29 protein-coding genes and 1 tRNA gene are annotated in these 24,392 nt (G+C 61.4%); 16 read left to right on the forward strand and 14 right to left on the reverse strand.

Annotation, left to right across the window (positions count from 1 at the left end; all coding sequences use genetic code 11):
- The first annotated feature begins 47 nt into the window (after nt 1-47).
- Genes BW967_RS07740 through BW967_RS07755 form a run of 4 tightly spaced genes read left to right on the forward strand, consistent with a single transcriptional unit; the run spans nt 48 to nt 2,974 of the window.
- A complete protein-coding gene (locus tag BW967_RS07740) occupies nt 48-512 on the forward strand; it encodes a YbjN domain-containing protein (protein ID WP_076484541.1) in 465 nt (154 codons plus the stop codon).
- A gap of 12 nt (nt 513-524) precedes the next feature.
- Nucleotides 525-986, forward strand: a complete 462-nt coding sequence (locus BW967_RS07745; RefSeq protein ID WP_076484485.1) for a RidA family protein — start codon at nt 525-527, stop codon at nt 984-986.
- The gene (locus tag BW967_RS07750) at nt 983-1,738 is read left to right on the forward strand and encodes a glycerophosphodiester phosphodiesterase family protein (protein WP_076484486.1); all 756 of its coding nucleotides are present in this window, start codon (nt 983-985) and stop codon (nt 1,736-1,738) included. The genes BW967_RS07745 and BW967_RS07750 overlap by 4 nt, the downstream gene beginning before the upstream one ends.
- Nucleotides 1,739-1,783: 45 nt before the next feature.
- Nucleotides 1,784-2,974, forward strand: a complete 1,191-nt coding sequence (locus BW967_RS07755) for a GNAT family N-acetyltransferase (protein ID WP_076484487.1) — start codon at nt 1,784-1,786, stop codon at nt 2,972-2,974.
- Nucleotides 2,975-2,993: 19 nt separating this feature from the next.
- Here BW967_RS07755 and BW967_RS07760 read toward each other — a convergent pair whose 3' ends face one another.
- Nucleotides 2,994-3,482: a peroxiredoxin gene (locus BW967_RS07760; RefSeq protein ID WP_076484488.1), complete on the reverse strand. Its 489-nt coding sequence runs from the start codon at nt 3,480-3,482 to the stop codon at nt 2,994-2,996.
- Nucleotides 3,483-3,558: 76 nt separating this feature from the next.
- On the opposite strand from BW967_RS07760, the gene BW967_RS07765 reads away from it, so the two are divergent.
- The 3 genes from BW967_RS07765 to BW967_RS07775 are packed head-to-tail and all read left to right on the forward strand — an operon-like array spanning nt 3,559 to nt 5,974.
- Nucleotides 3,559-4,755, forward strand: a complete 1,197-nt coding sequence (locus BW967_RS07765; RefSeq protein ID WP_076484489.1) for an NAD(P)/FAD-dependent oxidoreductase — start codon at nt 3,559-3,561, stop codon at nt 4,753-4,755.
- Entirely contained in the window at nt 4,752-5,315 is a 564-nt protein-coding gene (rsmD, locus tag BW967_RS07770) for a 16S rRNA (guanine(966)-N(2))-methyltransferase RsmD (protein WP_076484490.1), read from the forward strand. Before BW967_RS07765 ends, rsmD begins: the two co-directional genes overlap by 4 nt.
- Nucleotides 5,312-5,974, forward strand: coding sequence for an HAD family hydrolase (locus BW967_RS07775; protein WP_076484491.1), 663 nt, complete (start codon nt 5,312-5,314; stop codon nt 5,972-5,974). The genes rsmD and BW967_RS07775 overlap by 4 nt, the downstream gene beginning before the upstream one ends.
- A gap of 82 nt (nt 5,975-6,056) precedes the next feature.
- Here BW967_RS07775 and ykgO read toward each other — a convergent pair whose 3' ends face one another.
- Complete coding sequence (gene ykgO / locus BW967_RS07780) at nt 6,057-6,182, reverse strand: type B 50S ribosomal protein L36 (RefSeq protein ID WP_013069105.1); 126 nt, start codon at nt 6,180-6,182, stop codon at nt 6,057-6,059.
- 64 nt (nt 6,183-6,246) lie between these two features.
- A tRNA-Val gene (locus tag BW967_RS07785) sits at nt 6,247-6,321 on the reverse strand.
- A 159-nt stretch (nt 6,322-6,480) separates the two neighbouring features.
- Between BW967_RS07785 and BW967_RS07790 the strand changes: the two genes are divergently transcribed.
- The gene (locus BW967_RS07790) at nt 6,481-7,353 is read left to right on the forward strand and encodes an N-formylglutamate amidohydrolase (RefSeq protein WP_076484492.1); all 873 of its coding nucleotides are present in this window, start codon (nt 6,481-6,483) and stop codon (nt 7,351-7,353) included.
- A 1-nt stretch (nt 7,354) separates the two neighbouring features.
- Here BW967_RS07790 and BW967_RS07795 read toward each other — a convergent pair whose 3' ends face one another.
- Nucleotides 7,355-8,617 (reverse strand): DNA polymerase IV, encoded by a 1,263-nt coding sequence (locus tag BW967_RS07795; RefSeq protein ID WP_076484493.1) that lies wholly within the window; start codon nt 8,615-8,617, stop codon nt 7,355-7,357.
- Between the two features lie 118 nt (nt 8,618-8,735).
- The gene (gene clpB, locus BW967_RS07800) at nt 8,736-11,351 is read right to left on the reverse strand and encodes an ATP-dependent chaperone ClpB (RefSeq protein ID WP_076484494.1); all 2,616 of its coding nucleotides are present in this window, start codon (nt 11,349-11,351) and stop codon (nt 8,736-8,738) included.
- 207 nt (nt 11,352-11,558) lie between these two features.
- Between clpB and BW967_RS07805 the strand changes: the two genes are divergently transcribed.
- Together BW967_RS07805 and pyrF are read left to right on the forward strand one after the other, a co-directional pair.
- On the forward strand, nt 11,559-11,768 hold the full coding sequence (locus tag BW967_RS07805; protein ID WP_076484495.1) for a hypothetical protein: 210 nt from the start codon (nt 11,559-11,561) through the stop codon (nt 11,766-11,768).
- A gap of 66 nt (nt 11,769-11,834) precedes the next feature.
- Nucleotides 11,835-12,539, forward strand: a complete 705-nt coding sequence (gene pyrF / locus BW967_RS07810; RefSeq protein WP_076484496.1) for an orotidine-5'-phosphate decarboxylase — start codon at nt 11,835-11,837, stop codon at nt 12,537-12,539.
- Between the two features lie 79 nt (nt 12,540-12,618).
- Here pyrF and BW967_RS18685 read toward each other — a convergent pair whose 3' ends face one another.
- The 6 genes from BW967_RS18685 to BW967_RS07835 form a co-directional block, all read right to left on the reverse strand.
- Entirely contained in the window at nt 12,619-12,774 is a 156-nt protein-coding gene (locus tag BW967_RS18685; RefSeq protein ID WP_170952619.1) for a hypothetical protein, read from the reverse strand.
- Nucleotides 12,775-12,857: 83 nt separating this feature from the next.
- Nucleotides 12,858-13,130 (reverse strand): NfeD family protein, encoded by a 273-nt coding sequence (locus BW967_RS07815; RefSeq protein ID WP_076484497.1) that lies wholly within the window; start codon nt 13,128-13,130, stop codon nt 12,858-12,860.
- Nucleotides 13,130-14,029 (reverse strand): SPFH domain-containing protein, encoded by a 900-nt coding sequence (locus BW967_RS07820; protein ID WP_076484498.1) that lies wholly within the window; start codon nt 14,027-14,029, stop codon nt 13,130-13,132. The genes BW967_RS07815 and BW967_RS07820 overlap by 1 nt, the downstream gene beginning before the upstream one ends.
- Nucleotides 14,030-14,071: 42 nt before the next feature.
- Nucleotides 14,072-14,305, reverse strand: a complete 234-nt coding sequence (locus BW967_RS07825; RefSeq protein ID WP_076484499.1) for a hypothetical protein — start codon at nt 14,303-14,305, stop codon at nt 14,072-14,074.
- On the reverse strand, nt 14,305-14,544 hold the full coding sequence (locus BW967_RS07830; RefSeq protein WP_076484500.1) for a GlsB/YeaQ/YmgE family stress response membrane protein: 240 nt from the start codon (nt 14,542-14,544) through the stop codon (nt 14,305-14,307). Before BW967_RS07830 ends, BW967_RS07825 begins: the two co-directional genes overlap by 1 nt.
- A gap of 111 nt (nt 14,545-14,655) precedes the next feature.
- A complete protein-coding gene (locus tag BW967_RS07835) occupies nt 14,656-15,834 on the reverse strand; it encodes a MalY/PatB family protein (RefSeq protein ID WP_076484501.1) in 1,179 nt (392 codons plus the stop codon).
- Between the two features lie 190 nt (nt 15,835-16,024).
- Here BW967_RS07835 and def (BW967_RS07840) point away from each other — a divergent pair, with 190 nt between their 5' ends.
- The 3 genes from def (BW967_RS07840) to fmt are packed head-to-tail and all read left to right on the forward strand — an operon-like array spanning nt 16,025 to nt 17,968.
- Nucleotides 16,025-16,564 carry a peptide deformylase gene (gene def, locus BW967_RS07840; protein ID WP_076484502.1) on the forward strand — a complete coding sequence of 180 codons (540 nt, stop codon included), beginning with the start codon at nt 16,025-16,027 and terminating at the stop codon, nt 16,562-16,564.
- Between the two features lies 1 nt (nt 16,565).
- Nucleotides 16,566-17,075 (forward strand): peptide deformylase, encoded by a 510-nt coding sequence (gene def, locus BW967_RS07845; protein WP_076484503.1) that lies wholly within the window; start codon nt 16,566-16,568, stop codon nt 17,073-17,075.
- Nucleotides 17,075-17,968: a methionyl-tRNA formyltransferase gene (gene fmt / locus BW967_RS07850; RefSeq protein ID WP_076484504.1), complete on the forward strand. Its 894-nt coding sequence runs from the start codon at nt 17,075-17,077 to the stop codon at nt 17,966-17,968. The genes def (BW967_RS07845) and fmt overlap by 1 nt, the downstream gene beginning before the upstream one ends.
- Before the next feature lie 6 nt (nt 17,969-17,974).
- On the opposite strand, the gene BW967_RS07855 is transcribed toward fmt, so the two are convergent.
- Nucleotides 17,975-18,331, reverse strand: coding sequence for a hypothetical protein (locus BW967_RS07855; RefSeq protein ID WP_076484505.1), 357 nt, complete (start codon nt 18,329-18,331; stop codon nt 17,975-17,977).
- 184 nt (nt 18,332-18,515) lie between these two features.
- Between BW967_RS07855 and BW967_RS07860 the strand changes: the two genes are divergently transcribed.
- Entirely contained in the window at nt 18,516-19,697 is a 1,182-nt protein-coding gene (locus BW967_RS07860; RefSeq protein WP_076484506.1) for a lytic murein transglycosylase, read from the forward strand.
- Here BW967_RS07860 and BW967_RS07865 read toward each other — a convergent pair.
- Both BW967_RS07865 and BW967_RS07870 read right to left on the reverse strand, forming a co-directional pair.
- Nucleotides 19,694-21,091 (reverse strand): HlyD family type I secretion periplasmic adaptor subunit, encoded by a 1,398-nt coding sequence (locus BW967_RS07865; RefSeq protein ID WP_083952030.1) that lies wholly within the window; start codon nt 21,089-21,091, stop codon nt 19,694-19,696. The genes BW967_RS07860 and BW967_RS07865 overlap by 4 nt on opposite strands.
- Nucleotides 21,088-22,824 carry a type I secretion system permease/ATPase gene (locus BW967_RS07870; protein ID WP_076484507.1) on the reverse strand — a complete coding sequence of 579 codons (1,737 nt, stop codon included), beginning with the start codon at nt 22,822-22,824 and terminating at the stop codon, nt 21,088-21,090. The genes BW967_RS07865 and BW967_RS07870 overlap by 4 nt, the downstream gene beginning before the upstream one ends.
- A 208-nt stretch (nt 22,825-23,032) precedes the next feature.
- Here BW967_RS07870 and BW967_RS07875 point away from each other — a divergent pair, with 208 nt between their 5' ends.
- Entirely contained in the window at nt 23,033-23,782 is a 750-nt protein-coding gene (locus BW967_RS07875) for an MlaA family lipoprotein (RefSeq protein WP_076484508.1), read from the forward strand.
- Nucleotides 23,772-24,377, forward strand: a complete 606-nt coding sequence (locus tag BW967_RS07880) for an MlaC/ttg2D family ABC transporter substrate-binding protein (RefSeq protein ID WP_245826476.1) — start codon at nt 23,772-23,774, stop codon at nt 24,375-24,377. The genes BW967_RS07875 and BW967_RS07880 overlap by 11 nt, the downstream gene beginning before the upstream one ends.
- Nucleotides 24,378-24,392: the final 15 nt, after the last annotated feature.

Raw genomic sequence — 24,392 nt, forward strand, 5'->3', positions numbered from 1 at the left:
CAAACGGGATTTGTGCGCCTAAGGTACCAAAAAACATGGAGGTTCGCATGAAACATTACTCGTTCGTCGGGGCGGTTGCCCTTGCCGCACTTGTCGGTGCCACCCCGGTCCAGTCGCAGGTTGTTGGCGACCCGGACGTGATCCGCAGTTTCATGGAATCCTATGGTCTGCAGGTTTCGCGCGATACGGACAATTCTGGCGATCCGCGCCTGTCGAGCCGGATCGAAGGCACGAACTTCAAGGTCTACTTCTACGGCTGCAACAAAGGGCGCTGCGACTCGATCCAGTTCTCTGCGGGCTTTGATCTGCGCGACCCGATGAGCGCGTGGAAGATCAACGAATGGAACCGCAAGAAACGGTTCGGTAAAGCCTATCTCGACGACGAGGGTGACCCCTACGTTGAATATGACATCAACCTCGATTTCGACGGCTGCGGCGGGCGCAATTTCGATGACACCATCGATCTGTGGCGCGTGGTGTTGGGCGAGTTCAAAGACTTCATCGACTGGTAAACAGAGGACACTATGACTTCCGCAATTGAAGCGCGTCTGAGCGCGCTGAACATCACCCTTCCCGATGCCCCGATGCCCGCGGCGAACTACGTGCCGTTTGTGCGCACCGGCAACCAGCTTTTCGTGTCTGGTCAAATTGCGGCGGGGCCGGATGGGCTGATCACCGGCAAGCTTGGCGCCGATCTGGGCGTGGAAGAGGGCGCGGCGGCAGCTCGTCGTTGCGGGCTGGCGCTGCTTGCGCAAGCGCGTGCGGCGCTCGGTGATCTTGATAAGGTCAAGCGGGTCGTGAAGCTTGTGGGCTTTGTGAACTCGACCGCAGATTTCACTGACCAGCCCAAAGTGGTGAACGGTTGTTCCGATCTGATGGTGGAAGTCTTTGGCGACGCCGGGCGCCATGCGCGTTCGGCTGTTTCGGCGGCCTCGCTGCCGATGGGCGTTTCGGTGGAAATCGAAGCGATCTTCGAGGTCGAATGATGGGTTTGCCCGAGGCGTTTTTCGCACACCCGATCGCGCATCGGGCTTACCATGACCTTGCTGCGGGGCGGCCCGAAAACAGCCGTGCCGCAGTGCGGGCCGCTGTCGCTGCCGGATATGGCATCGAGATTGACCTGCAACCTTCGGCCGATGGCGTGCCGATGGTGTTTCACGATTACGACCTGAAGCGCCTAACCGGAACGTCGGGCCGCGTTTGCGGGCTCACGGCGGCGGCGCTGGCTGCCACGCCGCTTCTGGGTGGCGACGAAGGTATTCCGACCCTGGCAGAGGTGTTGGAGATTGTCGCCGGGCAAGTGCCGCTGCTGATCGAGATCAAAGATCAAGACGGGGCGATGGGGTCCTCTGTCGGGGCGCTTGAAGCCGCGGCGGCCAAGGTTTTGGCAGGCTATACCGGGCCTTTTGCGGTGATGTCGTTCAACCCGCATTCGGTCGCGGCTTTTCATGCTTTGCTGCCGGATGTGCCGGTGGGGTTGACCACTTCGGCCTATGATGCGGCGGGTTGGCCGCTGTTGCCGGTGAAGATGCGCGATCAACTGCGTGACATCCCCGATTATGACCGGGTCGGGGCCTGCTTCATTTCACATGAGGCGGCGGATTTGGGGGCGCAGCGTGTGGCGGACCTCAAAGCCAAAGGTGCCGCGATCCTGTGCTGGACGATCCGCTCTCCCGAAGCCGAGGCCACGGCGCGCAAGGTGGCGCAAAACATCACCTTCGAGGGTTACGCGGCTTGACCGCGCGCGCTTGCGCCCCATCCTTTGCGGCAAGAAGGTGGGGCTATGCGCGAAGAATTTGAAATCCGTATCCATGCGCACATCTCCGATATTTCGGAGGCGGATTGGGATGCTTGCGCCTGCCCGGAAACGGCAGAGGGCGGGCGGCCGTTTGACCCGTTTACCACGCATCGTTTCTTAAACGCGCTTGAGCGCTCTGGCTCGGTTGGCCCTGGCACGGGTTGGACAGCGCAGCATTTGGTGGCCTCGATCGAGGGGGAGCTGGTCGCTGTTGCGCCGCTTTACGTAAAGACCCATTCGCAAGGCGAATACGTTTTTGACCACGCTTGGGCCGATGCCTATGAACGCGCGGGCGGTAACTATTACCCCAAGCTGCAAGGCGCGGTGCCCTTTACCCCGGTGCCGGGGCGGCGGCTTCTGTGCCGGGCAGGGCTTGAAGAGGTGGGCCGCGCGGCACTGTTGCAAGGGCTGGCGCAACTGACGGTGCAAAACGGGCTTTCCTCGGCGCATCTGACCTTTTGCAATGCACAGGAGGCGGAGGCGGCGAAAGATCAGGGCTGGCTGCACCGCACGGGGCTGCAATTCCACTGGGAAAACCGTGGCTACGGCAGCTTTGATGACTTCCTCGCCACGCTGGCTTCGCGCAAGCGCAAGGCGCTGCGCAAAGAACGCGAGAAGGCGCAAGCCTTTGGCGGCACGATCCGCGCGCTAACAGGGGCCGAAATATCGGAAGCCCATTGGGAGGCGATGTGGGCGTTTTACCAAGACACGGGCGCGCGCAAATGGGGCCGCCCTTACCTAACCCGCGCCTTCTTTGATGCGCTGCATGACATGCGCGACGATATCTTGTTGATCGTGGCGGAACGCGAGGGCCGCCCAGTGGCGGGCGCGCTCAACTTCATTGGGCGCGATGCCTTGTTTGGCCGCTATTGGGGCTGTGTCGAAGACCACGCGTTTTTGCATTTTGAACTGTGCTACCACCAAGCCACTGATTGGGCGATTGCCCAAGGGCTCGCACGGGTCGAGGCGGGGGCGCAGGGGGAGCACAAACTCGCTCGGGGTTATTTGCCGGTGACCACCCATTCAGTGCATTTCATCGCCCATCCGGGGTTGCGCCGGGCTGTGGCCGATTATCTGGAGCAAGAACGCGCGGCAGTGGCCGATGATGTTTCTGAACTCGCCGAGATGGGGCCGTTCAAAGTTTCGTCGCAAGCGGGGCAGGCCGAGGCAGGCTAGCTGCCCCGGCCCATAAATCTCAAAGCTCAGCTAGAAGGCTCTCGCCTGCCGAAATTTCGCAGGTGCCGGGGCTTTCTTCGCGGTGCAGCACTTTCACCACGCCATCTTCCACCAGCATCGCATAGCGCGCGGAGCGTTTGATCAGCCCAGCGGGCGGGGCGGTGAAATCCATCTCAATCGCCGAGGTAAAGGCGCTTTCGGCATCCGCCAGCATCGTGATGCCAGCCTCCGTCGCCCCGGTGCTTTCGCCCCAAGCGTCCATCACGAAGGGGTCGTTGACGGAGATGCACAAGATCTCATCCACGCCTTTGGCATCAAACGCGGCCTTGGTGCGGATGAAGCTCGGCACATGGGCGGTGGTGCACACGCCCGTAAAGGCCCCCGGCACGGCAAAGATCACGATCTTGCGCCCGGCCATTTTGTCCCCCAGATGCACTGCTTCTGGACCTTCTGCCCCCATTTTCAGGAAGGTGGCGCCGGGAAGCTTGTCCCCAACCGTAATGCTCATGTCGATCTCCCTTCGCATTGCTAAGCCTTGGGGGAACGATATAGGAGGGGCAAGGAAGCTGACCAGAGGAAGACCCATGAGCGGGATCGTGATCATTGGCGCAGGGCAGGCCGCCGCATCCTTAGCCGCCAAACTGCGGGGCTTGGGCTACGAGGGCGCGGTGACGATTTTGGGCGCCGAGCCGGTTGCCCCCTATCAGCGCCCACCGCTTTCCAAGGGCTACCTTCTGGGCGATATGCCGCTTGATCGGCTGACGCTGCGCGCGCCCGATTGGTATGAAACGAATAATGTGACTTTGCGCACCGGGGTGACGGTCACCGGCATTGATCGCGCCGCGAAAGAGGTGCTGATCGGGGAGGAGCGGCTCCCCTATGACCAACTCGCACTTTGCACTGGCGCACCGCCGCGCCGCCTGCCAGCCGCGATGGGCGGCGACCTTGCAGGCGTTTATACCGTGCGCACCTTGGCCGATGTCGATGCAATGGCGGGGGAGTTCACGGCAGGCCGCAAGCTTGTGGTTGTGGGCGGCGGCTATATCGGGCTTGAGGCGGCTGCGGTTGCTTCCAAACTCGGGCTGGCCGTCACTTTGGTCGAGGCTGCGCCGCGGATTTTGGGGCGGGTCGCCTGTGCGGAAACGGCGGATGCGATCCGCGATCTGCACCGTGCGCATGGGGTCGAAATTCTCGAAGGTATTGGCATTACGCAACTGACGGGCGCGGGTCGCGTGAGCGGCGTGGAATTGGCCGATGGCCGGGTGCTGGACGCCGATTTCGTCATCACCGGGATTGGTGTGACCCCCGCAACCGAGTTGGCCGCAGCGGCGGGTCTTACGGTCGAAAACGGGATCGCGGTTGATGCTGAGGGGCGGACCTCTGATCCGGCGATTTGGGCGGCGGGCGATTGCGCGGCCTTTCCGGGGGAGACGGGCCCGATGCGGCTCGAATCCGTCGGCAATGCGATTGATATGGGCGAGTTGGTGGCCGAGAACATGCTGGGCGCGGGCAAAGCCTATGTGCCCAAGCCGTGGTTCTGGTCGGATCAATTCGACGCCAAGCTGCAAATCGCCGGGCTGGGCACGGGCTACGACCAGATCGTGACCAACACGGCTGAGGGGCAGTCCTTTTGGTATTTCCGTGCAGGGAAACTGCTTGCCGTGGATGCGCTCAACGCGCCGCGCGCCTATATGGTGGGTAAGCGGGTGATCGAGGCGGGCAAACCCGTCACGCCCGAGCAGGTTGCGGCGGCCACCGATCTCAAGGTGCTGATGAAATGAGAATCATTGGTGGCGAGCGGCGGGGCCTGAAACTGACCGATGTGGGCGCGGGCGATGCGAGCGCGCATTTGCGTCCCACCACAGACCGGGTGCGCGAAAGCATCTTCAACCTGCTGATCAACGGCACCCAGGGCAACCCGATCCCCGATGCGCGGGTGTTGGACCTGTTTGCGGGCACCGGGGCGCTGGGGCTAGAGGCGCTTTCGCGTGGCGCGGCCCGTGTGGCTTTTGTGGATGATGGCACCGCCGCGCGGGTGTTGCTGCGCAAGAATGTGGAACTGATGCGCGCGATGGGCGTGACCGATATCTGGCGGCGCGATGCCACCAATATGGGGCCGTGCCGGGGCGCGGGCTATGACCTCATTTTCCTTGATCCTCCCTATGGCATGGGGCTCGGGGAAAAGGCGCTGGCCTCATGCCTTGCCAACGGTTGGATCGGGCCGGGGGCGACCGTCGTGTGGGAAGAAAGCACCGCCCCGATCGTGCCGGACCCGCTCGAACAAATCGACCAACGCCGTTATGGCGACACGCTTGTGACCCTTGCCCGGATGCCCGCATGACCATCAAAGCCGTTTTGTTCGATTGTGACGGGGTGCTGGTCGATAGTGAACCCGCCACCTTTGCCGCGCTGCAGGTGGAGCTTGCGGCGCATGGGCTGCACTTGAGCCTTGAGGAAATGGAGCAGCGCTTCATCGGCGGGACGATGGAAAAGCTGCGCCAAACCGCAAATGAAATGGGTGCGGGGCTGCCGCCCGAGTGGGTGGGGGAGTTTTATGAAAAACTCTACACCCATTTGCGCGCAGGCACGCCCTTGATGCCTGGGATTGAGGCCTTGCTGGATCGCCTGGATGCCGCGGGGATTTCTTATGCCGTGGGCTCAAACGGACATCACCGCAAAATGGAAGCAAGCTTGGGTCAGCACCCGCGGCTTTGGGCGCGGCTAAAAGATCGGCTTTTTTCGGGCCAAGAGCTTGGTTGCCCGAAGCCTGACCCGGGGCTTTATCTGCATGCGGCGGCTTTCCTCAGTGTCGCGCCGACCGACTGCGTTGTGGTGGAAGACAGCGCTACGGGCGCACGCTCGGCGATTGCGGCGGGGATGCGCTGCTTTGGCTTGGTGCCGCCGCAGGGTTCAGACCATGCGCGCGAAACGCTGACCGCCGTGGGGGCAGAGTTGATTGCGGATCTGGGGGAGATTCCGGCGCTCATCGGGCTTCGCTAATCTGCGCCTTTGGTCGCCGAACAAATTAAAAGGCCGCTGGGTTGCCCCTGCGGCCTTTTGAATTCCTGCTCGAAGCGACGCCTCAGCCTTGACGGGCTTTGAAGCGCTTCTGCGTCTTGTTGATCACGTAAACGCGGCCTTTACGGCGCACGATCTGGCAATCGCGATGACGCTGCTTGAGCGAGCGGAGCGAGTTGCGGACCTTCATCGGCCTTCTCCTGTTCGCGGCGACGTGCGCCTTGAAAAGCAAATGCCCCCGAAGGGGCGGTGAATGGTGGGCGGTACTGGGATCGAACCAGTGACCCCTACGATGTCAACGTAGTGCTCTACCGCTGAGCTAACCGCCCGAAAACCTGCTGCATTCCGCGTCTCGCCTTTCCCGGAAAGAAAAGGACGCGGGCGGAACCGCGTCGGTCTGGGGGTCTATAGAAGGAGTCGCGGCGGCTTTCAAGAGCCTTTTGGCAGGAAAAGAAATTGGTGTAAGCTTTGCCTCATAAGGAGCGTTCATGTCGCAAGCCGATCACTCACATCTCCCCTATCGGCTACACCTGCCTGAGGTGCTGACCTCGGGCGTGGTTTTTGCCTCGCCGCATTCGGGGCGCCAATATCCACAAGAGTTTGTGCGCCGTGCACAGCTGGATTTATTGCGTTTGCGCTCTTCCGAGGATGCCTTTGTCGATCGGCTTCTGGGCATGGTGCCGCACCATGGCGCCACGCTGTTGGAAGCGAATTACCCGCGCGCCTATGTGGACCTGAACCGGGGCGAAGAAGAGCTCGATCCGGCCTTGATTGATGGTGTCGCGCGCGGCTCTGGGGGCGCACGTGCGGCGATGGGTCTTGGGGTGATTCCCCGCGTCGTTTCTGGTGGGCGCGAAATTTTCATGGGAAAAATTCCGCAAGCCGAGGCGAAAGCGCGGATTGAGGCTGTCTGGCGGCCCTATCATGCGCGGCTTGGGGCACTGTTGCAGGAGCGGCGTGCCCGATTCGGGCGGGCGATTCTTTTTGATGTGCATTCGATGCCGAGCGAGGCGAGCACGCCGCGCCAACGCTGTGCCGAAATTGTGCTGGGGGACCGTTTCGGAACCTCGGCCAAAAGCGAGACGATGCATCATGTCGAATCGGTGTTTCGGCGCGCGGGCCTGTCTGTGGCGCGCAACACGCCCTTTGCCGGGGCCTATATCGTGCAACGTTACGGGCGGCCTGCATCGGGCATTGAAGTGATCCAAATCGAGATTTCACGCGCGCTTTACATGGATGAAGAGCGCATCGAACCGCTGCCGCATTTTGAGATGTTTGCGGCGTTGATCGGCGCGGTGAGTGCAGAACTGGCCGAATTGGTGCGGGGTCGCGGCGATGCCGGGCAGATGGCGGCGGAATAGCTTAGCTTTTGGCCATGCCGCGCCCCAGACGGATCGCATCTGACCCATATTTGGCCCGAATCGCATCGGCGGCCCGTTCGGCCTTGCTCCGTGCGCCCGCTTGCGGATCGAGCAAATCGCCCATCGGGTCATTGCCATCGGCAGGCGAAAGATCGGTATAGCCTGCACCAATCAGCCGAAACGGCCCTTTCTCTGGCAGCGCCGCCAGCAAGGCGCGGCTGGTGCGAAATAGCGTGTCAGAGAGTTGCGAGGGTTCATCAAGACGGGTTTGGCGGCTGAGCGCGGAAAAATCCGCCCGGCGCAGTTTCAAGACCACGGTGCGGCCTTGCAGACCCTTCGCCTTCATCCGGTCGGCGGCTTTTTCGCACATCGTCCAAAGGATGTTTTCCAGCTCTTCGCGGTCGGCAATATCTTTGGCAAAGGTGGTCTCATGCGAGACCGATTTGATCTCGGCATCGGGGGTGATTTTGCGGTGGTCCACCCCATGCGCAAGATCATAGAGCCGTGCGCCGGTGGCCCCAAAGCGCCCCTCTAAAGCGCTTTTGCTGGTGCGGCGGATGTCGGCCAAGGTGCGCAGCCCCGCGCGCGCCAAGGCGGCCCGCGTCGCCTCGCCCACGCCCCACAGAACCGAGGCAGGCTTGTCGCGCAAAAAGGCCTCGGTATCCGCGCGTCCAATCACCGAAAAGCCGCGCGGCTTATCAAGGTCAGAGGCGATCTTGGCCAAGAACTTGTTATGCGCGAGCCCGATGGAGGCCGTGACGCCAATCTCGGTTTCAATCTCGCGCACCAGCCGCGCAAGGCTCACCGCAGGCGGCGCGTGGTGCAGCCGTTCCGTGCCCGTCAGGTCCAAAAACGCTTCATCCAGCGACAGCGGCTCCACCAAAGGTGTGAGTGCTGTGAATTTCGCACGAATCAGCGCCGAGACTTCGGCATAACGTTCTTTGCGGGGCGGGATCACCACCGCATCCGGGCACAGCTTGCGGGCTTGAAACATCGGCATGGCCGAGCGCACCCCCGCGATGCGCGCAATATAGCAGCAAGTGGTGACCACGCCGCGTGTACCGCCGCCGACGATCAGCGGCTTGCTGGCAAGGCTTGGGTCATCGAGCTTTTCGACCGAGGCAAAGAAGCTGTCGCAATCAATATGCGCGATCGACAGGCTGAAAAGCTCGGGATGTGCCAGCATGCGCGGCCGCCCGCAGCGGGGGCAGCGGGGCGGGCTCGTCTCAAAAGTGGCAAAGCAGTCGCGGCACAAAGCGGGCATGATGGCGGCAATCTAGCCTAAGCCGCAGCCGGGCGGGAGGGGCGTCGCCGCTTTTGGCCCTTCGGCTTTGCGTAAATATCCGGGAACGCGACGGGGGGCAGAGCCCCCCGCCACTGGTTCAGTTCAGCACCCGATCTTCGGGCTGGATACGCTGGGAGGCAGAGACGCGCCCCCCAACCACCAACCCGTCCGGGCCTGCGGTGACCTTGACCTCCACCCCGTCTTTCACCTCGCCCGCGAGCAAAAGTTCTGCGAGCGGGTCTTGCAGCGCGCGTTGGATCACCCGTTTAAGCGGGCGCGCCCCAAAGACCGGGTCATAGCCTTCATCGGCGAGCCATTTGAGCGCGGCCTCATCCAGCGCCAACGCGATCTTGCGCGCGGCCAGCCGCTTTTCGAGCCGCCCGAGCTGTATCGTCACGATCCCGTCCATATTCTCGCGGCTGAGCCGATCAAAGATCACCATCTCATCCAAGCGGTTGAGGAATTCGGGGCGGAAATGCATCCGCACCGCCTCCATCACCTCGGCCTTGGCCTCAGCGGTATCGGTCCCATCCGGCAGGCGGCTGAGCGCTTGGCTGCCTAGGTTTGAGGTCAGCACGATCAGCGTTTGCTTGAAATCGACCGTGCGGCCTTGGCCATCGGTCAGCACGCCATCATCCAGCACCTGCAACAGCACGTTGAAGACATCGGGGTGAGCTTTTTCTACCTCGTCAAACAACACCACCTGATAGGGCCGCCTCCGAACCGCTTCGGTCAGAACCCCGCCTTCGTCATAGCCAACATAGCCCGGAGGCGCACCGATGAGCCGCGCGACCGAGTGTTTCTCCATGAATTCCGACATGTCGATGCGGACCATCGCGCTGTCATCATCAAAGAGATAATTGGCCACGGCTTTGGTCAGTTCGGTTTTCCCTACGCCGGTCGGGCCAAGGAAGAGGAACGACCCAAGCGGGCGGTTTTCATCATTCAGCCCCGCGCGCGCACGGCGCACGGCATTGGCCACAGCGGTGATGGCGGCATCTTGCCCGATCACCCGCTTGTGGAGTTCTTCCTCCATCTTCAGTAGCTTCTCGCGCTCGCCCTCAAGCATTTTCGAGGTCGGGATACCGGTCCAGCGTTCCACCACTTCGGCGATTTGCTCGGGGCGGACGGCTTCTTCCACCATCTTGGTTTCGGCCACCGTTTCCGCCTCGGCCAGAAGCTTTTCAAGCTCGGGAATGCGGCCGTATTGCAGTTCGCCCGCCTTGGCGAAGTTGCCCTCACGTTTGGCGTGTTCAAGTTGCACGCGAGCTTGGTCAAGCTGCTCTTTGACGTTGCGGGAAGCTTCCAGCATATCGCGTTCAGACTGCCATTTAGCGGTCATCACAGCAGAGCGTTCTTGCACCTCGGCCAAGTCTTTTTCGAGCTTTTCAAGCCGATCTTTGGAGGCCGCATCTTCCTCGCGTTTGAGCGCCTCGGCCTCGATCTGCATTTGCAGGATCTGCCGATCAAGCGCGTCAAGCTCTTCGGGTTTGCTGTCCACTTCCATACGCAGGCGCGAGGCCGCCTCGTCCACAAGGTCAATCGCCTTATCGGGCAAGAAGCGGTCGGTGATGTAGCGGTGCGAAAGCGTCGCCGCCGCCACCAGCGCCGAGTCAGAAATACGCACCCCGTGGTGGAGTTCATATTTCTCTTTGATGCCGCGCAGGATCGAGATCGTATCCTCGACGGTGGGCTCTTCCACCATCACCGGCTGGAAGCGCCGCGCCAAGGCCGCGTCTTTCTCGACATATTTGCGGTATTCATCAAGCGTGGTGGCCCCAACGCAATGCAGCTCGCCCCGCGCAAGCGCCGGTTTGATCAGGTTTGCGGCATCCATCGCCCCATCGGATTTGCCCGCGCCCACAAGCGTGTGCATTTCGTCGATGAAAAGGATGATCTCGCCCGCAGCCGCCTCGATCTCTTTCAAGATCGCTTTGAGCCGTTCTTCAAATTCACCGCGATATTTCGCGCCAGCGATCAGCGCCCCCATATCAAGCGCCAAAAGCTTTTTGTTGCGCAGGCTTTCGGGGACGTCGCCATCAATGATGCGCAGCGCCAAGCCTTCCGCAATCGCGGTTTTCCCGACACCGGGTTCGCCGATCAGCACCGGGTTGTTTTTGGTGCGGCGGCTCAGCACCTGCATGGTGCGGCGAATTTCATCGTCCCGGCCAATGATCGGGTCGATCTTGCCGTCTTCGGCGGCCTGCGTCAGATCGCGGGCATATTTCTTCAGCGCCTCATAGCCATCTTCGGCAGAGGTACTGTCGGCGGTGCGGCCCTTGCGAATGTCATTGATTGCGGTATTGAGGTTTTGTGCAGTGACCGCGCCCGCATCAAGCGCATCTTTCGCGCGGGTGTTCACCATGGCGAGTGCCATCAGCATCCGTTCCACCGGAACGAAGCTGTCGCCCGCTTTTTTGGCGAGTTTTTCGGCCTCATCCAAAACGCGCACAAGGCTTTGCTCAACATAAACTTGCCCGTCGCCGCCCGAGACTTTGGGCAGTTTGGAGACATAAACGTCCACCGCTTCCTGTACCCGCTTGGGCTCGCCGCCCGCGCGTTGGATCAGGTTGGCCGACAGACCTTGGTCGTCATCCATCAGGGCTTTCAGCAAATGCTCGGGCTGCACGCGTTGGTGGCCTTCACGCATCGCGATCGTTTGCGCGGCTTGCAGGAACCCGCGCGACCGTTCCGTGAACTTCTCCATGTTCATCGGTTCTCTCCTCTATGAAGCCCCCGGCTCTTGCGGCGCCCGTCATGGCACGCCCCGGTTCCGGGTCTTGATCAAAAGGTGGTTTTTTCGCGGCCCCGGTTCAAGAGGGAGAGGGGCGAGGCAATCTTTTTTTCACCTTTGGTGCCGTTGGAAACCTTTTGCCAACCTTGTGCGTTGATCCTGAGCCCCCAAGGCTTGGAGGTTCCTATGCATCACGCGACCGCGATCCATATTGCGCAACTGATCTACAATGCCGCGCTGCGCCGGTTTGAGGCGGTGGTGGAGTTTTTCGCGCCGGGGATGCCGGTGCCGCTTCGGGTGCCAGTGCGGGTGCAAGCGCAACCCGATATGGCGCACCGTCGTTTGGTGCACGCGCTCACGCGCGAGGCGCAACGCCAAGGTATCGGTCGGTTCTGATTTCCTTGACCGAACCGGGGATCGGGGGCAGAACCCCGCCGAGAGCCCTTTGCCCCGGAGATTGCCATGCCCCTGCCCGCCGATGACCGCCTGATCGTGGCGATGGATGTACCCAATGCGATTGCAGGGCTGGAACTGGCCGCGAAGCTGGGAGACTCGGTCAGCTTCTATAAAATCGGTCTGGGCATGCTCACGGGTGGCGGCTTGGCGCTGGCCAATGAGCTTAAGGCCGAGCAGGGTAAGAAAATCTTCCTCGATATGAAGCTGTTCGATATCGGCGCCACGGTTGAAGCCGCAGTGCGCGGCCTTGCGCAGTTCGATCTCGACTTTCTCACCGTGCATGGCGACCCCTATGTGGTGAAAGCCGCGAAAGAGGGGGCAGCGGGCAAGCCGCTCAAGATTCTCGCCGTCACGATCCTGACCTCGCTTGACCGGGCCGATCTGGATGGCGCGCTGATCCGTGAAGGTGATCTGGCCGATTTGGTCGTGGAACGCGCAGGCAATGCTTTTGCCGCAGGTGCGGATGGGGTGATTGCCAGCCCGCGCGAAGCGGCGCTGATCCGCGCTTTGCCTGAGGCTGCGGGCAAGCTGCTTGTCACGCCGGGGGTGCGCCCCGCAGGGGCCGATCTGGGCGATCAAAAGCGGGTGGAAACACCGGCTTCGGCTCTGGCGGCGGGGGCGGACCATCTGGTGGTTGGGCGCCCGATCTGGAAAGCCGAAGATCCGCGTGCCGCCGCGCAGGCGATTTTGCAAGAGATCGCGGCGATCTGATCCGAAAATCAAAACCCAGAAATACGCGCGGCGGCCCTTGGGCCGCCGTAATCATTCTGCCGTGAGATACGGCTTTGGCTCAGTGGCCGGTGGACGCTTCAGCAGCGGCAGCACCGTGACCCAGCCCCATCGGTTGCGCGACCGACAGCCAGACCACAAGGCCCACGAGGCAGACGATCGCACTCGTGAGAAAGAACTTCAGGCCTTCGGCCTCTTGCGGAAAATCGTCGTACATGGCTGTTCTCCTGTATATACTGCGTCTCTACGCCGCATGCGGCGTTGCGTCCAGTCTCGTATGCAAGAGTATGCAGGTTTTCCTCAGTTTTCGTTGATATCGCGGTCCCAAATCCGGGTTTGACCGGGGTGTACCCCCATCAATTTGCGCATCACCAGCCAGACGGCCAATGCCGATAGCGCCAACACCAAAACCGCGAGCGGAAGTGAGTCGCCGATCACGCCGATCCACAAAAGACCGCCCACTAAAATGGCGCCCACGGCGAAGCCCAGCAGGATGAAACCGGGCAAAAGCATTTCGAGCGCGCCCAGCAAAACGCCCGCCACAACCCAAATCCACGGTTCTTGCCAAGACATCACGACCGCCCTTTCAAGAGTTTGAACGCCTCGCCAAAGGCCTCAAGCGCCGAGGCGGGCAAAAGCACGGTTTGCTTGCCCTCGCCAGAAGCGACCTTGGCAATCGCATCCACCTGTTTCAGCGCCACTTGGTATTGCGCAGCCTCGATCCCGTTCTTCGCAATCGCCTCGGCAATCACGCTGGTGGCATAGGCTTCGGCCTCGGCGGTCACGCGTTTGGCTTTGGCTTGTTGCTCGGCGGCATAAAGATCGGCATCAGCCGAAAGTTCGACCGCACGTTTTTTCCCCTCAGCCTCGGTCACCTGCGCACGGCGGGCGCGTTCAGCGTTGAGCTGTTGCAGCATCGCGGCGCGGGTGGCTTCATCCAGATTGACATCCAAAATTTCGGCGCGGGTGACCTCAATCCCCCAGTCATCAACGACATTCGCGACATTGTCGCGGATATGCGAAATCAGCCCCGAGCGGTTCGATTGCACGGTGTCGAGTTCCATTTGCCCGATTTGCGAGCGCACGATCCCGGCCACGGTGGTGGCAATCGCTGCATCAATATCGCGAATCCGGTAGACCGTGCGTTCCGGCTCGATCACCCGATAGAAGACCGAAGTATCGACCTGCACCAGCACGTTATCCGCAGTAATCGCGTCTTGGCGCGAGGTGGGTAGCTGGCGTTCCAGCACCGAAACTTTATGCGCGACCTTATCGAGAAACGGCACGATGAAGTTGATGCCGGGGCCAAGCACCGCGCGCAGCCGCCCAAAACGCTCGACCACGTGCTTTTCGGATTGCGGCACGATTCGCACGCCCAAGAAGATCGACAAAATGACAAAGGCGGCTAGGGCGAGCATCACCGCGTTGCCGCCAAACAGGGACGGATCTCTTAGAAGGTCTTCGGTGTTCATAGATCAATCTCCTTTGGTCAAACGCGGTCAGTATCGGTGGAATTATGGCTTCGATATGTCGGCGGGCGCATTGGCAGGCAGATCAAAGGGGATCGCCGGAGGGATTGCGGCTGTTGCATCATCGCCGCCCGGCAGCAGTTTGACGCCGACCAAAATGGCCGCGACCACCACCGCCCAGCCGCCGGGGCGCGACATGAGCCACAGCCCCACCCCAAAGAACCCAAGTGCGGTGCGCAGCGATGCCATGCCCGCGAAACTGAGAAGCGGTCCCCACATCAGCGTTTTCCCCCATAGGTTTGCCAAGCCCAGATCAGCGCCATCGCGCCCAAAATCGCCCCGACAAGCCCGGCCATCAGCCCCATGATCGCAATCAAGAACCGCAGCACCAGCCCGCCGATCAAGGCGCCAAAGACGCCAATCGCGATGGTGGTGGGAATGTCTGCATCTATCTTCATCAACCGCGTGGCCAGAAAGCCTGCGGCGATGCCGATCAGGATAAAGCTTATGATGGGCATGGGCGGCTCCTCCGCTCGCCAGACCGGTATAGCCCTAATATGTGAAGCGATGCGCGCAAAGAAAAGCCCCGGCACGTGGGCCGGGGCAGGTTGCCGCTTCTTTGGCGACGATTATTGCAGATCGGCGAAGGCGGCTTTGAGCCGCTGGGCTGCTTCCACCACCCGTGCGCGCGGGGTGGCAAGGTTGAAGCGCAGATAGCTTTCGCCCCCCAAGCCAAAGGTTGCACCGTGGTTCGCGGCAACTTTCGCGCCTTTTTCCACGCGGGCGATGAATTCTTCGGTGGCCATGCCGGTGCCGGAAAAATCGACCCAAGCCAGATAGGTGGATTGCAGGTCCATCGACTTCAGGCCGGGGATCGTGTTGACGGTTTCGTCAAAGACTTTCCGGTTGCCGTCGATATAGGCCACCAGTGCATCGACCCAAGCCGCGCCTTCGGGCGAATAGGCGGCGGTCGACATTGCCAAGCCAAAGCTGTTGGCGGAAATGCCCATCGCCGCCATGCTGCCCGCAAATTTCGCCCGCAACTCCGGGTCCGCAATGATCACATTGCCCGAATGCCCGCCCGCGATGTTGAAGGTTTTCGAGGTCGCCGTCATCATCACCAGCGGCTGATCGGGGGCGGCCACGGCCATCGGAATGTGTTTGTGGCCCGGCATCACAAGGTCATGGTGGATTTCATCCGAAACCAGCACAAGGTTGTGGCGCTTGGCAAAGGCGGCGGTGGCCTCCAGTTCCGCCTTGGTCCAGACCCGGCCGCCGGGGTTGTGCGGCGAGCACAAGATCATCATCTTGGCAGAGCCATCCATCTGCGCGTCCCAAGCGTCAAAATCCATCTCATAGCGGCCCTCGACCAGCTTGAGCGGGCATTCCACCACTTTACGCCCCGAGGCTCGGATCACGCGGGCAAATGCGTGATAAACCGGGCTCATCAGCACCACGCCATCGCCGGGTTGGGTGAAGGCATCAAGGCAAAGCGCCGTGCCATTCACCAGACCGTGGGTGGTGAAAATCCACTCAGGCTCCACAGTCCAGCCGTGGCGGTTCGCCATCCACCACTGAATCGCGGCGTGATAGGCGCGGTTGTCCCCCCAATAGCCAAAGATGCCCTGCGACAGCATGGTTTGCAGCGCCTCGGCCACCACTTGCGGCGGGCGGAAATCCATATCGGCCACCCACATCGAGATGCCTTCTTGCGGCGAGACGCCGTAGATTTCTTCCATACAGTCCCATTTCACCGAATGGGTGCCGATGCGGTCGATGACTTCGTCGAAGTCGGGAAGGGTGGTCATGCCGGGCTCCTTGGGGGTGGTGTTCCGGTTGAGAGTGATAATCCGGTCCAATGTTCCAGTGAAGAGTAAAATAATGGAACATATTCCCGAAAATTTGGCCTTTTCGAGAACGGGGCTGCGCGGATAGGTCGCCCGCGCCGCCCCTTGCGAAGATATTGCACGCGCGCGAGCCATGGCTTAGATCAGTTCCATGACGCTGAAAACCATCCTTTTGCACCCCGACCCGCGGCTCAAGAAGCATTGCGATCCCGTCGCGACGATCGACGACGAGATCCGGCAATTGGCCGATGACATGCTTGAAACCATGTATGACGCCCCCGGCGTGGGCCTTGCGGGGCCGCAAGTGGGCGTGCTCAAGCGCATCTTTGTGATGGATTGCGCCAAGGATAAGCTGGGCATCCCAGAGCCGATGGTGATGGTGAACCCGGAAATCACTTGGGTGTCGGAAGACAAGAACGTGCATGAGGAGGGCTGCTTGTCGCTGCCCGAACAATATGCCGAGGTGACCCGCCCGAAAGAGGTGCGGATGCAATGGCTCGGCCTTGATGGGCAAATGCACGAAGAGCAGTTTGACAGCCTTTGGGCGACCTGCGCGCAGCATGAGCTGGACCACCTTGATGGCAAGCTGTTCATTGACCATCTGGGCCCGCTCAAGCGGCAGATGATCACCCGCAAGTTGGAAAAGTGGAAGCGCGAAAAAGCCCGCGAAGCCAAGAGCAGCTGGAGCTGAAATGGCGGTTCGCCCCTTTATCCGCTACGACGACAAGCGCCTGCACACGCCCGCCGAGCCCGTTGAGGCGATCACCGAAACGGTGCGGATGATCTGGGACGATATGATCGACACGATGGAAGCCATGCCCGGTCAGGGTGTGGGCCTTGCGGCACCGCAAATCGGTATCATGATGCGGCTCGCTATTGTCGATGCCTCTGAGGCGCGCGGCCAAGTGGTGCGGATGGCTAACCCCGAAGTGCTGCATGCCTCGGTGCAGTTGCTCAAGCATGACGAGGGCAGCCCGAACCTGCCGGGCGTTTGGGCCTCGGTGGAGCGTCCGCGCGCGGTGACGGTGCGCTTTCTCAACGATCAAGGCGAGATGGAAGACCGCGATTTTGTCGGGCTTTGGGCCACCTCGGTGCAGCACCAAATCGACCATCTCAACGGCAAGACCTATGTCGACCACCTCAGCGCGCTTAAGCGCAAGATGCTGGTGGCGAAATCGGCCAAATACGCAAAGAAAGCCTGATGCGCGTCATTTTTATGGGAACGCCCGATTTCTCGGTTCCGGTGCTTGAGGCGCTGGCCGAGCATCATGAGGTAGTGGCCGTTTACACCCAGCCGCCGCGGCCTGCGGGGCGGGGTAAGGCCTTGCGCCCCTCGCCGGTGCAGGCGCGGGCGGAAGAGCTGGGGCTTGAGGTGCGCCACCCGGTAAACTTCAAAGCCGCCGAAGATCGGGAAGCTCTGGCCGCGCTGGGCGCCGATATCGGTGTTGTGGTGGCTTACGGTCTGCTTTTGCCGCAAGCGGTACTGGATGGGCCGAAGCTTGGGTGCTTGAACATCCATGCCTCGCTCTTACCGCGTTGGCGCGGCGCGGCTCCGATCCACCGTGCGGTGATGGCGGGCGATGCGGAGACCGGCATTTGCATCATGCAAATGGAAGCGGGGCTGGATACCGGCCCGGTGCGTTTGCGCGAGCAGCTTGCCATTGGTGCAACCGAGACCACAGGCGAGGTGCATGATCGGCTGAGCGCAATGGGCGCGCGGCTGATCATCGAGGCGCTGGATCAATTGCCGGAATTGCCGCCCGAAGTGCAGCCCGAAGAGGGCGTGACCTATGCCTCGAAAATCGACAAGGCAGAGGCGCAGGTGGATTGGGCACGCCCCGCCACAGAGATCGTGCGCCAGATCAACGGGCTTTCGCCGTTTCCGGGTGCGTGGTGCCTTGTGGGGGAAGAGCGGGTAAAACTGCTGCGCGCAGAGATCGGCGCAGGCGACGCTGCACCGGGCACTGTTTTGGGCGGTTTCGAGATTGCCTGTGGCACCGGGTCGGTGCAGGTCTTGCAAGCGCAGCGCGCGGGCAAAAAGCCGATGTTGGCGGCCGAGGTGCTCAAAGGCTTGAGCCTGCCCGACCGCCTTTAAGGGACATCAGATCGGCGGCAGATAGCCAAGTGCCGCACCGCCCGCGCCATTGTCGCGCACAAAGTCGAGCGCCGGGCCGAATCGTACCGGGGTTTCGCGCTTCGTCGTGCAGATCAACTCAGGCCCTTCGACCTCGGCTGCCATGATCAGCGCTGTGGCGACATGCTTGTCACCTTCATAAAAATCCACATGGCCGCGCAGATGCGCAACATCAGAGGCATCTAACGAAAAACCGCCTGCCCAGCGGCGCAGCACGGGCCAGACTTTCCCGGCAGCATGCACCGCGAGCCGCGCCGGACGGCGGCCTTCTTTATGGCTCGCTTGGCGCAGGCCAGCGGCGATATCGTTCGGCAAGAACTCCATCTCTATCTCCCAATAAGGGCTACCCCTCCCAAGGCGCTCCTGTCCCAAGTGTGTGACATCTTGTGTAAAAATCAAGTTAATCGTCGGGTAAACTAGGTGTACTTTCGTCGGGAGAAGCCCTTTGCAACGACAGTTGCCCAGACCGACCTCAGGCGATAGCCTGCCCAAAACGTCGGAGGCTTTGATGCGTTCCATTCTTTCTGCTTCTTTTATGACAGCTATGTGTCTTTCTGTTTCGCTCCCCGTGACAGCGCAGGCGCAATGCGGGGGGAATTTCTCCAGTTTTGTGGCCGGGCTGAAGGCAGAGGCGCAACGCCACGGGCTCAGCGCGGCGCAGGCGGATGCTTTTTTCAAAGGGGTTCGACAAGACAGCCGGGTGCTGAAAGCGGATCGGGCGCAGGGCGTGTTTCGGATGAGCTTTCTGGATTTCGCGAATCGGGTGATTTCGCAAAATCGGCTGACGAATGGCGCGCGGATGGCGCAGAAATACGATGCGATCTTCGATCGGGCAGAGCGCGATTATGGCGTCTCGCGCGGGGTGCTTTTGGCATTCTGGGCGCTTGAGACCGACTTCGGTCAGGTGCAGGGCGATTTCAACACCCGCGATGCGCTGGTGACGCTCGCGCATGATTGCCGCCGCCCGCAATTGTTCCGCCCACAGGTGATCGCAGCGGCAGAGCTTTTCAAACGCGGCGACTTTGACCCGGCTCGCACCATCGGTGCTTGGGCGGGGGAAGTCGGTCAGGTGCAAATGCTGCCCGATGACATTTTGCGCAACGGGGTCGATGGTGACGGCGATGGCCATGTGGACCTGAAAGGCTCGAGCGCAGATGCGCTGATGTCCGGGGCGCGGATGATCGCGGGCATGGGGTGGCGGCGTGGTGAGCCTTGGTTGCAAGAAATCGCGGTGCCTGCGGAAATGGATTGGTCGAAGACCGGGCTGAACCGCTCGCTCTCCACTGCGGAATGGGCGCGGATGGGGGTGAAACCGCGCTCGGGCGCATTTGCGGGGGGGCAGGGCTCGGTGCTGCTGCCGATGGGGCGTAAAGGGCCTGCCTTCATCGCCTATCCGAATTTCAAAGTGCTGTTTGAGTGGAACAAGAGCTTCGTCTACGTCACCACCGCCGCCTATTTCGCGACCCGGTTGGAGGGCGCGCCGCGGGTCGATCCGCAATCGCCCGAGCCGGGGCTCAGCGTGGCGCAGATGAAGGCGCTGCAGCAAAAGCTACAGGCGCAGGGCTTTGATGTTGGCCCGATCGACGGGATCTTGGGGGAAAAGACTCGTGAAGCCGTGCAACGTGTGCAAAAGCGGCTGGGCCTACCGGCAGATGCCTGGCCCACGCCCGCGTTGTTGCAACGGCTTTAATTTTCGCGGAAGGCGCGGGCGAAGTAATCGGTGAAGGGCTTGGTCAGATAGGCCAGAGGGCTGCGGTCGCCAGTGCGGATATAGGCTTCGGCAGGCATGCCGGGCAGGATTTCCAATTCCCCGAGTTTTTCGATCTCACCGGGATCAATCATCACCTCGACACGGAAATAGGTGGCCCGCGTTGCGTCATCGGTCAGCGCGTCTGCGGAAATGCGCGTCACTTGGCCAAAAAGTTCGGGCGTGGTGCGGCTGGCAAAAGCCGGGAAGCGTAACGTCACCGGCTGGCCCACGGTGATTTCGTCAATATTGATTGGCGAGGCTTTCACCGCCACGACCAACGGGCGATCTTGCGGGATGATATAAAGCACGGGCTCTGCCGCGCGGATCACCGCGCGCGGGGTGGTGACGGCAAGTGCATAGACCCGGCCAGCCACAGGGGCGCGCAGTTCAAGCCTGTCGATTTGCTCGGTCAGCGCGCGCCGCCGCTCGGCCAATTCCAATTCGCGGTAGCCAATATCGCGTAGCTGGGTTTCAGCATCTTCGCGGCGCTGCGAGGAAAGCCGTAGTGTTTCCAACTCAAGCTCGGTGATGCGCCCCTCGGCTTGTGCCTTTTCGGCCAAAAGCGAGCCCACTTGCCCGGCAAGGTTTGCGGCCTCGCGTTCAAGCGCCAGCACGCGGCTGGCTTGCGCCAGACCTTTTTCCAAAAGGCCGCGTTGGTCCGCCAGTTCCCGTTCGATCAGGTCTTGTTGCGATTGCAGGGCTTGGCGCTGCGCATCAATACCCACGATCTGCGCTTGGGTCTGTTCGCGCCGCTTTGCGACCTGTTCGAGCGATTTTTGCAGCGTTTCAAGCCGTGCCGCAAAAAGCCGTTTCTGCCCGTCGACCAGTTCTGCCACGTCGGGGTTGTGGGCGGCTTCTTGCAACAATTCTTCATGGAAGGTGATTTCGGGCGCATCGGCGCGTTCGGCTTCAAGCCGGCCGCGACGGGCCAGAATTTCGAAGAATTGGCCCTCAACAATGGCGCGTTCCGATTGCGCCAATTCACCATCCAGCCGGATCAGCAATTGGCCTGCGGTGACGGTATCGCCCTCGCTCACGTCAATTTCGGCCACCACGCCGCCATCGGGGTGTTGCACCACTTGGCGGTGTTGATCGACCTCAACCTGACCGCTGGCCACAACGGCACCCGCGATTGAGGAAAACACCGACCATGCCCCGAACCCGCCCACAAGAACGGCAAGGGTCAGAAAGCCAATCACCAGCGCGCCGCGAGGGGAGAGCCGGTCAGGCCCTGCCGGGGCCGCAGGCGCAGAGGCCAGCTTGAGCGCCGCAGGTTTGGCCGTGTCGGCGGCAACGGGGGCACTCTGGGAGGTGGTTTTTTGATCTTCGCTCATGCCACACCTCCGGGGCCGGGTTTGCGCCCAATCTCAGCCGCGTTTTGCACCATTGCCTTGAGCACCTCTTCGCGCGGGCCAAAGGCGCGCCGGATGCCGTTGTCGAGCACCAAGAGCGTGTCACATTCGGCAATCGCTGCAGGGCGGTGCGCCATGATCAGTACCGCGCCGCCAGCCGCTTTCATGCCCCGCACCGCGATGTTGAGCGCCTGCGAGCCTTCATTATCGAGGTTGGCGTTGGGTTCATCCAGAACCAGCAGCACCGGGTTGCCGTAAAGCGCGCGGGCCAGACCGATGCGCTGGATTTGCCCACCGGACAGCCGCCCCCCAGCTTGCGTGACCTTGGTGTCATAGCCTTCGGGCAGATCGAGAATGAGCTTGTGCGCGGCGGCCCGTTTCGCCGCGTCCACCACCATTTCCGGGTTCGGGTTATCAGAAAGCCGCGCGATGTTTTCGGCAATGGTGCCATCAAACAGCGTGACACGCTGCGGCAGATAGCCGATCAACTGCCCCAAGACATCCGGGTCATATTGATCGAGCGTCGCGCCATCGAGACGCAAAGAACCATTCGCGGGGCGCCACAAGCCACAGATCGCCCGTGCAAGCGTGGATTTCCCCGCCCCCGAAGGACCAATCACCCCAAGCGCTTGGCCCGGGTCCAACCGGAAGGAAACCGCGCGCAAGGTCGGGCTTTGGGAGCCGGGGGGCGCGACGGTGAGCGTTTGTGCCTCAAGCACGGCTTTGGGGCGCGGCAGGGCGGTATGGTTGGGTTGGCGCGGCATCGTGCTGAGAAGGAGTGCGAGCCGTCCCCAACCATCGCGGGCGCGCGATACAATGGCCCAACCCCCCACGGCTTGTTCGACCGGGGCAAGGGCGCGGCCCATCAGGATTGAGCCCGCGATCATTGCCCCCGCGGTCATCTCGCCTTGCAGCACGATATAAGCGCCCAAAGCGAGAATTGCCGATTGCAGGAAGATGCGGAAGGTTTTGGTGAAGGTGGTGAAGCCACCACCCATATCGGTCGCCCCCAGCATCGAATCGGCTGCCTGACTGCGGGCCTTGCGCCAGCGCCCAAAGGCGGCATTGCGCATCCCGAGTGCCTGAATGAGTTCGGCTTCCTCGCGCAGCTGGTCCGACATGCGTTCTGACGCGATTTGCGCCCCGGTCGCCATTTGCAGTGGCCGGGAGGTGACCCATTGGTTGATCAGCGTCACCGCAATCAAAAGCACGCCGCCGCAGATCGACAAAAGCCCCAAAAGCGGGTGGAACAGGAAGATGGCCGAAAGGAACACCGGCACCCAGGGCAAATCGAAGATTGCCAAAAACACCGGCGAAGACAGGAACTTGTTGATCGCATCAAGGTCGCGCAACGCGGCGGTTGAAATCGCATCATTGGGCGCCAGCGCATTGCGGCGCAGGGCTGCATCAAAAACCCGCGCTTCAAGCGAGGCTTGCACCCGCGCACCAATTCGGGCGGTGACGCGCCCGCGAGCGTAATCCAAAAGCCCCATGGCGGTGAAAAGGAACAGGACCAGCAGGAACAATGCCGTGAGCGTTTCAACGGATCTTGCGCCCAAAACGCGGTCATAAACCTGCAGCATGAACATTGGGCCGGTCAGCATGAGTAAGTTCACAAAGACCGAAAAAAGCCCCACGGCCCAGAAAAGGCGCCTGTTTTCAGCTCGGGCGGCGCGTAGTTCCGCTTTCCCTGCTGCCAGTTCGTCTCGTTTCATTCGGTGGTCTCCGCGAGCTCGATTGATTTTTGAGCAAAGCCTGCTCGTATTGAAACATCGCAAGAAGGGTAATGTGTTGCGACCATAAAAATGTATCGGTGCCTTGTCTCTGCGGTTCCGGCTCCTTATTCCTTGGAAAGGGTTTGGCCCAAAAAACGAGGTTTGTCACCTATCTTCGCTGCCGATGCGAAGGGCGGTCGGAGGTTGAATGCGTAGATTTTTTGGTTTCGCATTGGTGGTGGGCTTGACGCTAGCAGGCTGTGGGGAGCATCGGCCCACGGTGCCGCAGCAAGATGTGATCTATGATCCCTATGAGGCCGGAAACCGGCAAGTTCATGCCTTCAACAAAGGTTTGGACCGAGCTTTGTTCAAGGCCCGCGAGGGGCAGCCGCGCAGTCGCGACACCCTTCTGACGCGCAGTTTCTCGAACGCAGGCGGCAACCTTTCCCTGCCCGGGAAGGTCGTGAACTCGCTGCTGCAAGGGCGTCCAGAGCCCGCAATCAAGAACACGTTCCGCTTCGTTATCAACTCCACCCTCGGGATCGGCGGCATCTTTGATCCGGCGGGGTCGTCTTTCTCGCTGCCCGAAACCGACACTGATTTTGGTGAGACGCTTGCCGTTTGGGGCGCGCAGGAGGGGGCCTATATGGAACTGCCCTTCTTCGGTGGCTCAACCGAACGCGATGCCTTGGGCAGTGTTGTTGACATCGCGCTGGACCCGGTTGGCCAAGTCCTCGAGGGCGCCGAGGCGACCGGGGCAATGGCGCTTACGCTTGGTGGCAAGGTCGCCAAGCGCAAGCGGTTCGGCGAAACCGTAGAATCGGTCTATTATGACAGCGCAGACAGCTACGCGCAGGAGCGGTTGCTCTATCTGCAGATGCGCCGCCACCAATTGGCGGGCGAGGAGACGAATGATGAAGAAGCCTGGGATCCCTATGAAGACCCCTATGCGGAATGATCGGCGCCAATTGATCCTTGGCGCTGGGGCTACGGTGCTGGCTGCGGGACTATTGCGCCCCGGTGCGGCTTTTGCGCTCACCGATGCCGAGGCGCGGGAACTGGTTTCACGTGCGGTGAATGACGTGAATGCCGCGATTGCCTCTGGCAAGACCGGCCCGGGGCTTTACGCGCAGTTCGAGGCGATCTTCACGAAATATGCCGATGTGGCCACGATTGGGCGCTCGGCCTTGGGTGTTGCCGCGCGTCAGGCGTCGGCGAGCCAGATGTCGGCCTTCACCAAGGCGTTTCGTGGTTACATCTCGCGCAAATATGGTCAGCGGTTCCGCGAGTTCATTGGCGCCCGGTTTGAGGTAGAAGGCGCGCGGAAAGTGAAAACCTTCTATGAGGTGAAAACCGTTGCGCATTTGCGCGGCCAAGCCCCGTTTGAGGTGCTGTGGCATGTGTCGGATCGTTCGGGCAAACGGCTCTTCTTCAACGTGATCATCGAGGGCGTGAACATGTTGGCGGCCGAGCGCACCGAAATTGGCGCGATGCTGGACGCGCGGCGCGGCAATATCGATGCTTTGATCGCGGATCTGAAAAACGCCAGCTAATCACGGCTGACAGCA

Source organism: Rhodobacter aestuarii, assembly GCF_900156655.1.
Classification (GTDB): domain Bacteria; phylum Pseudomonadota; class Alphaproteobacteria; order Rhodobacterales; family Rhodobacteraceae; genus Rhodobacter; species Rhodobacter aestuarii.

What these genes read in the sequence shown, in the direction of transcription:
- BW967_RS07865 (WP_083952030.1), bottom strand. Translation starts at nt 21,091, where the DNA reads ATGAGCGAAGATCAAAAAACCACCTCCCAGAGTGCCCCCGTTGCCGCC.
- BW967_RS07860 (WP_076484506.1), top strand. Translation starts at nt 18,516, where the DNA reads ATGCGTTCCATTCTTTCTGCTTCTTTTATGACAGCTATGTGTCTTTCT.
- BW967_RS07815 (WP_076484497.1), bottom strand. Translation starts at nt 13,130, where the DNA reads ATGTCTTGGCAAGAACCGTGGATTTGGGTTGTGGCGGGCGTTTTGCTG.
- clpB (WP_076484494.1), bottom strand. Translation starts at nt 11,351, where the DNA reads ATGAACATGGAGAAGTTCACGGAACGGTCGCGCGGGTTCCTGCAAGCC.
- BW967_RS07790 (WP_076484492.1), top strand. Translation starts at nt 6,481, where the DNA reads ATGTCGCAAGCCGATCACTCACATCTCCCCTATCGGCTACACCTGCCT.
- BW967_RS07835 (WP_076484501.1), bottom strand. Translation starts at nt 15,834, where the DNA reads ATGACCACCCTTCCCGACTTCGACGAAGTCATCGACCGCATCGGCACC.
- BW967_RS07750 (WP_076484486.1), top strand. Translation starts at nt 983, where the DNA reads ATGATGGGTTTGCCCGAGGCGTTTTTCGCACACCCGATCGCGCATCGG.
- BW967_RS07795 (WP_076484493.1), bottom strand. Translation starts at nt 8,617, where the DNA reads ATGCCCGCTTTGTGCCGCGACTGCTTTGCCACTTTTGAGACGAGCCCG.
- BW967_RS07755 (WP_076484487.1), top strand. Translation starts at nt 1,784, where the DNA reads ATGCGCGAAGAATTTGAAATCCGTATCCATGCGCACATCTCCGATATT.
- BW967_RS07870 (WP_076484507.1), bottom strand. Translation starts at nt 22,824, where the DNA reads ATGAAACGAGACGAACTGGCAGCAGGGAAAGCGGAACTACGCGCCGCC.
- ykgO (WP_013069105.1), bottom strand. Translation starts at nt 6,182, where the DNA reads ATGAAGGTCCGCAACTCGCTCCGCTCGCTCAAGCAGCGTCATCGCGAT.
- BW967_RS07760 (WP_076484488.1), bottom strand. Translation starts at nt 3,482, where the DNA reads ATGAGCATTACGGTTGGGGACAAGCTTCCCGGCGCCACCTTCCTGAAA.
- pyrF (WP_076484496.1), top strand. Translation starts at nt 11,835, where the DNA reads ATGCCCCTGCCCGCCGATGACCGCCTGATCGTGGCGATGGATGTACCC.
- BW967_RS07830 (WP_076484500.1), bottom strand. Translation starts at nt 14,544, where the DNA reads ATGCCCATCATAAGCTTTATCCTGATCGGCATCGCCGCAGGCTTTCTG.
- fmt (WP_076484504.1), top strand. Translation starts at nt 17,075, where the DNA reads ATGCGCGTCATTTTTATGGGAACGCCCGATTTCTCGGTTCCGGTGCTT.
- def (WP_076484503.1), top strand. Translation starts at nt 16,566, where the DNA reads ATGGCGGTTCGCCCCTTTATCCGCTACGACGACAAGCGCCTGCACACG.
- BW967_RS07855 (WP_076484505.1), bottom strand. Translation starts at nt 18,331, where the DNA reads ATGGAGTTCTTGCCGAACGATATCGCCGCTGGCCTGCGCCAAGCGAGC.
- BW967_RS07880 (WP_245826476.1), top strand. Translation starts at nt 23,772, where the DNA reads ATGCGGAATGATCGGCGCCAATTGATCCTTGGCGCTGGGGCTACGGTG.
- BW967_RS07805 (WP_076484495.1), top strand. Translation starts at nt 11,559, where the DNA reads ATGCATCACGCGACCGCGATCCATATTGCGCAACTGATCTACAATGCC.
- BW967_RS07745 (WP_076484485.1), top strand. Translation starts at nt 525, where the DNA reads ATGACTTCCGCAATTGAAGCGCGTCTGAGCGCGCTGAACATCACCCTT.
- def (WP_076484502.1), top strand. Translation starts at nt 16,025, where the DNA reads ATGACGCTGAAAACCATCCTTTTGCACCCCGACCCGCGGCTCAAGAAG.
- BW967_RS07825 (WP_076484499.1), bottom strand. Translation starts at nt 14,305, where the DNA reads ATGTGGGGACCGCTTCTCAGTTTCGCGGGCATGGCATCGCTGCGCACC.
- BW967_RS18685 (WP_170952619.1), bottom strand. Translation starts at nt 12,774, where the DNA reads ATGTACGACGATTTTCCGCAAGAGGCCGAAGGCCTGAAGTTCTTTCTC.
- BW967_RS07820 (WP_076484498.1), bottom strand. Translation starts at nt 14,029, where the DNA reads ATGAACACCGAAGACCTTCTAAGAGATCCGTCCCTGTTTGGCGGCAAC.
- BW967_RS07775 (WP_076484491.1), top strand. Translation starts at nt 5,312, where the DNA reads ATGACCATCAAAGCCGTTTTGTTCGATTGTGACGGGGTGCTGGTCGAT.
- BW967_RS07740 (WP_076484541.1), top strand. Translation starts at nt 48, where the DNA reads ATGAAACATTACTCGTTCGTCGGGGCGGTTGCCCTTGCCGCACTTGTC.
- BW967_RS07875 (WP_076484508.1), top strand. Translation starts at nt 23,033, where the DNA reads ATGCGTAGATTTTTTGGTTTCGCATTGGTGGTGGGCTTGACGCTAGCA.
- BW967_RS07765 (WP_076484489.1), top strand. Translation starts at nt 3,559, where the DNA reads ATGAGCGGGATCGTGATCATTGGCGCAGGGCAGGCCGCCGCATCCTTA.
- rsmD (WP_076484490.1), top strand. Translation starts at nt 4,752, where the DNA reads ATGAGAATCATTGGTGGCGAGCGGCGGGGCCTGAAACTGACCGATGTG.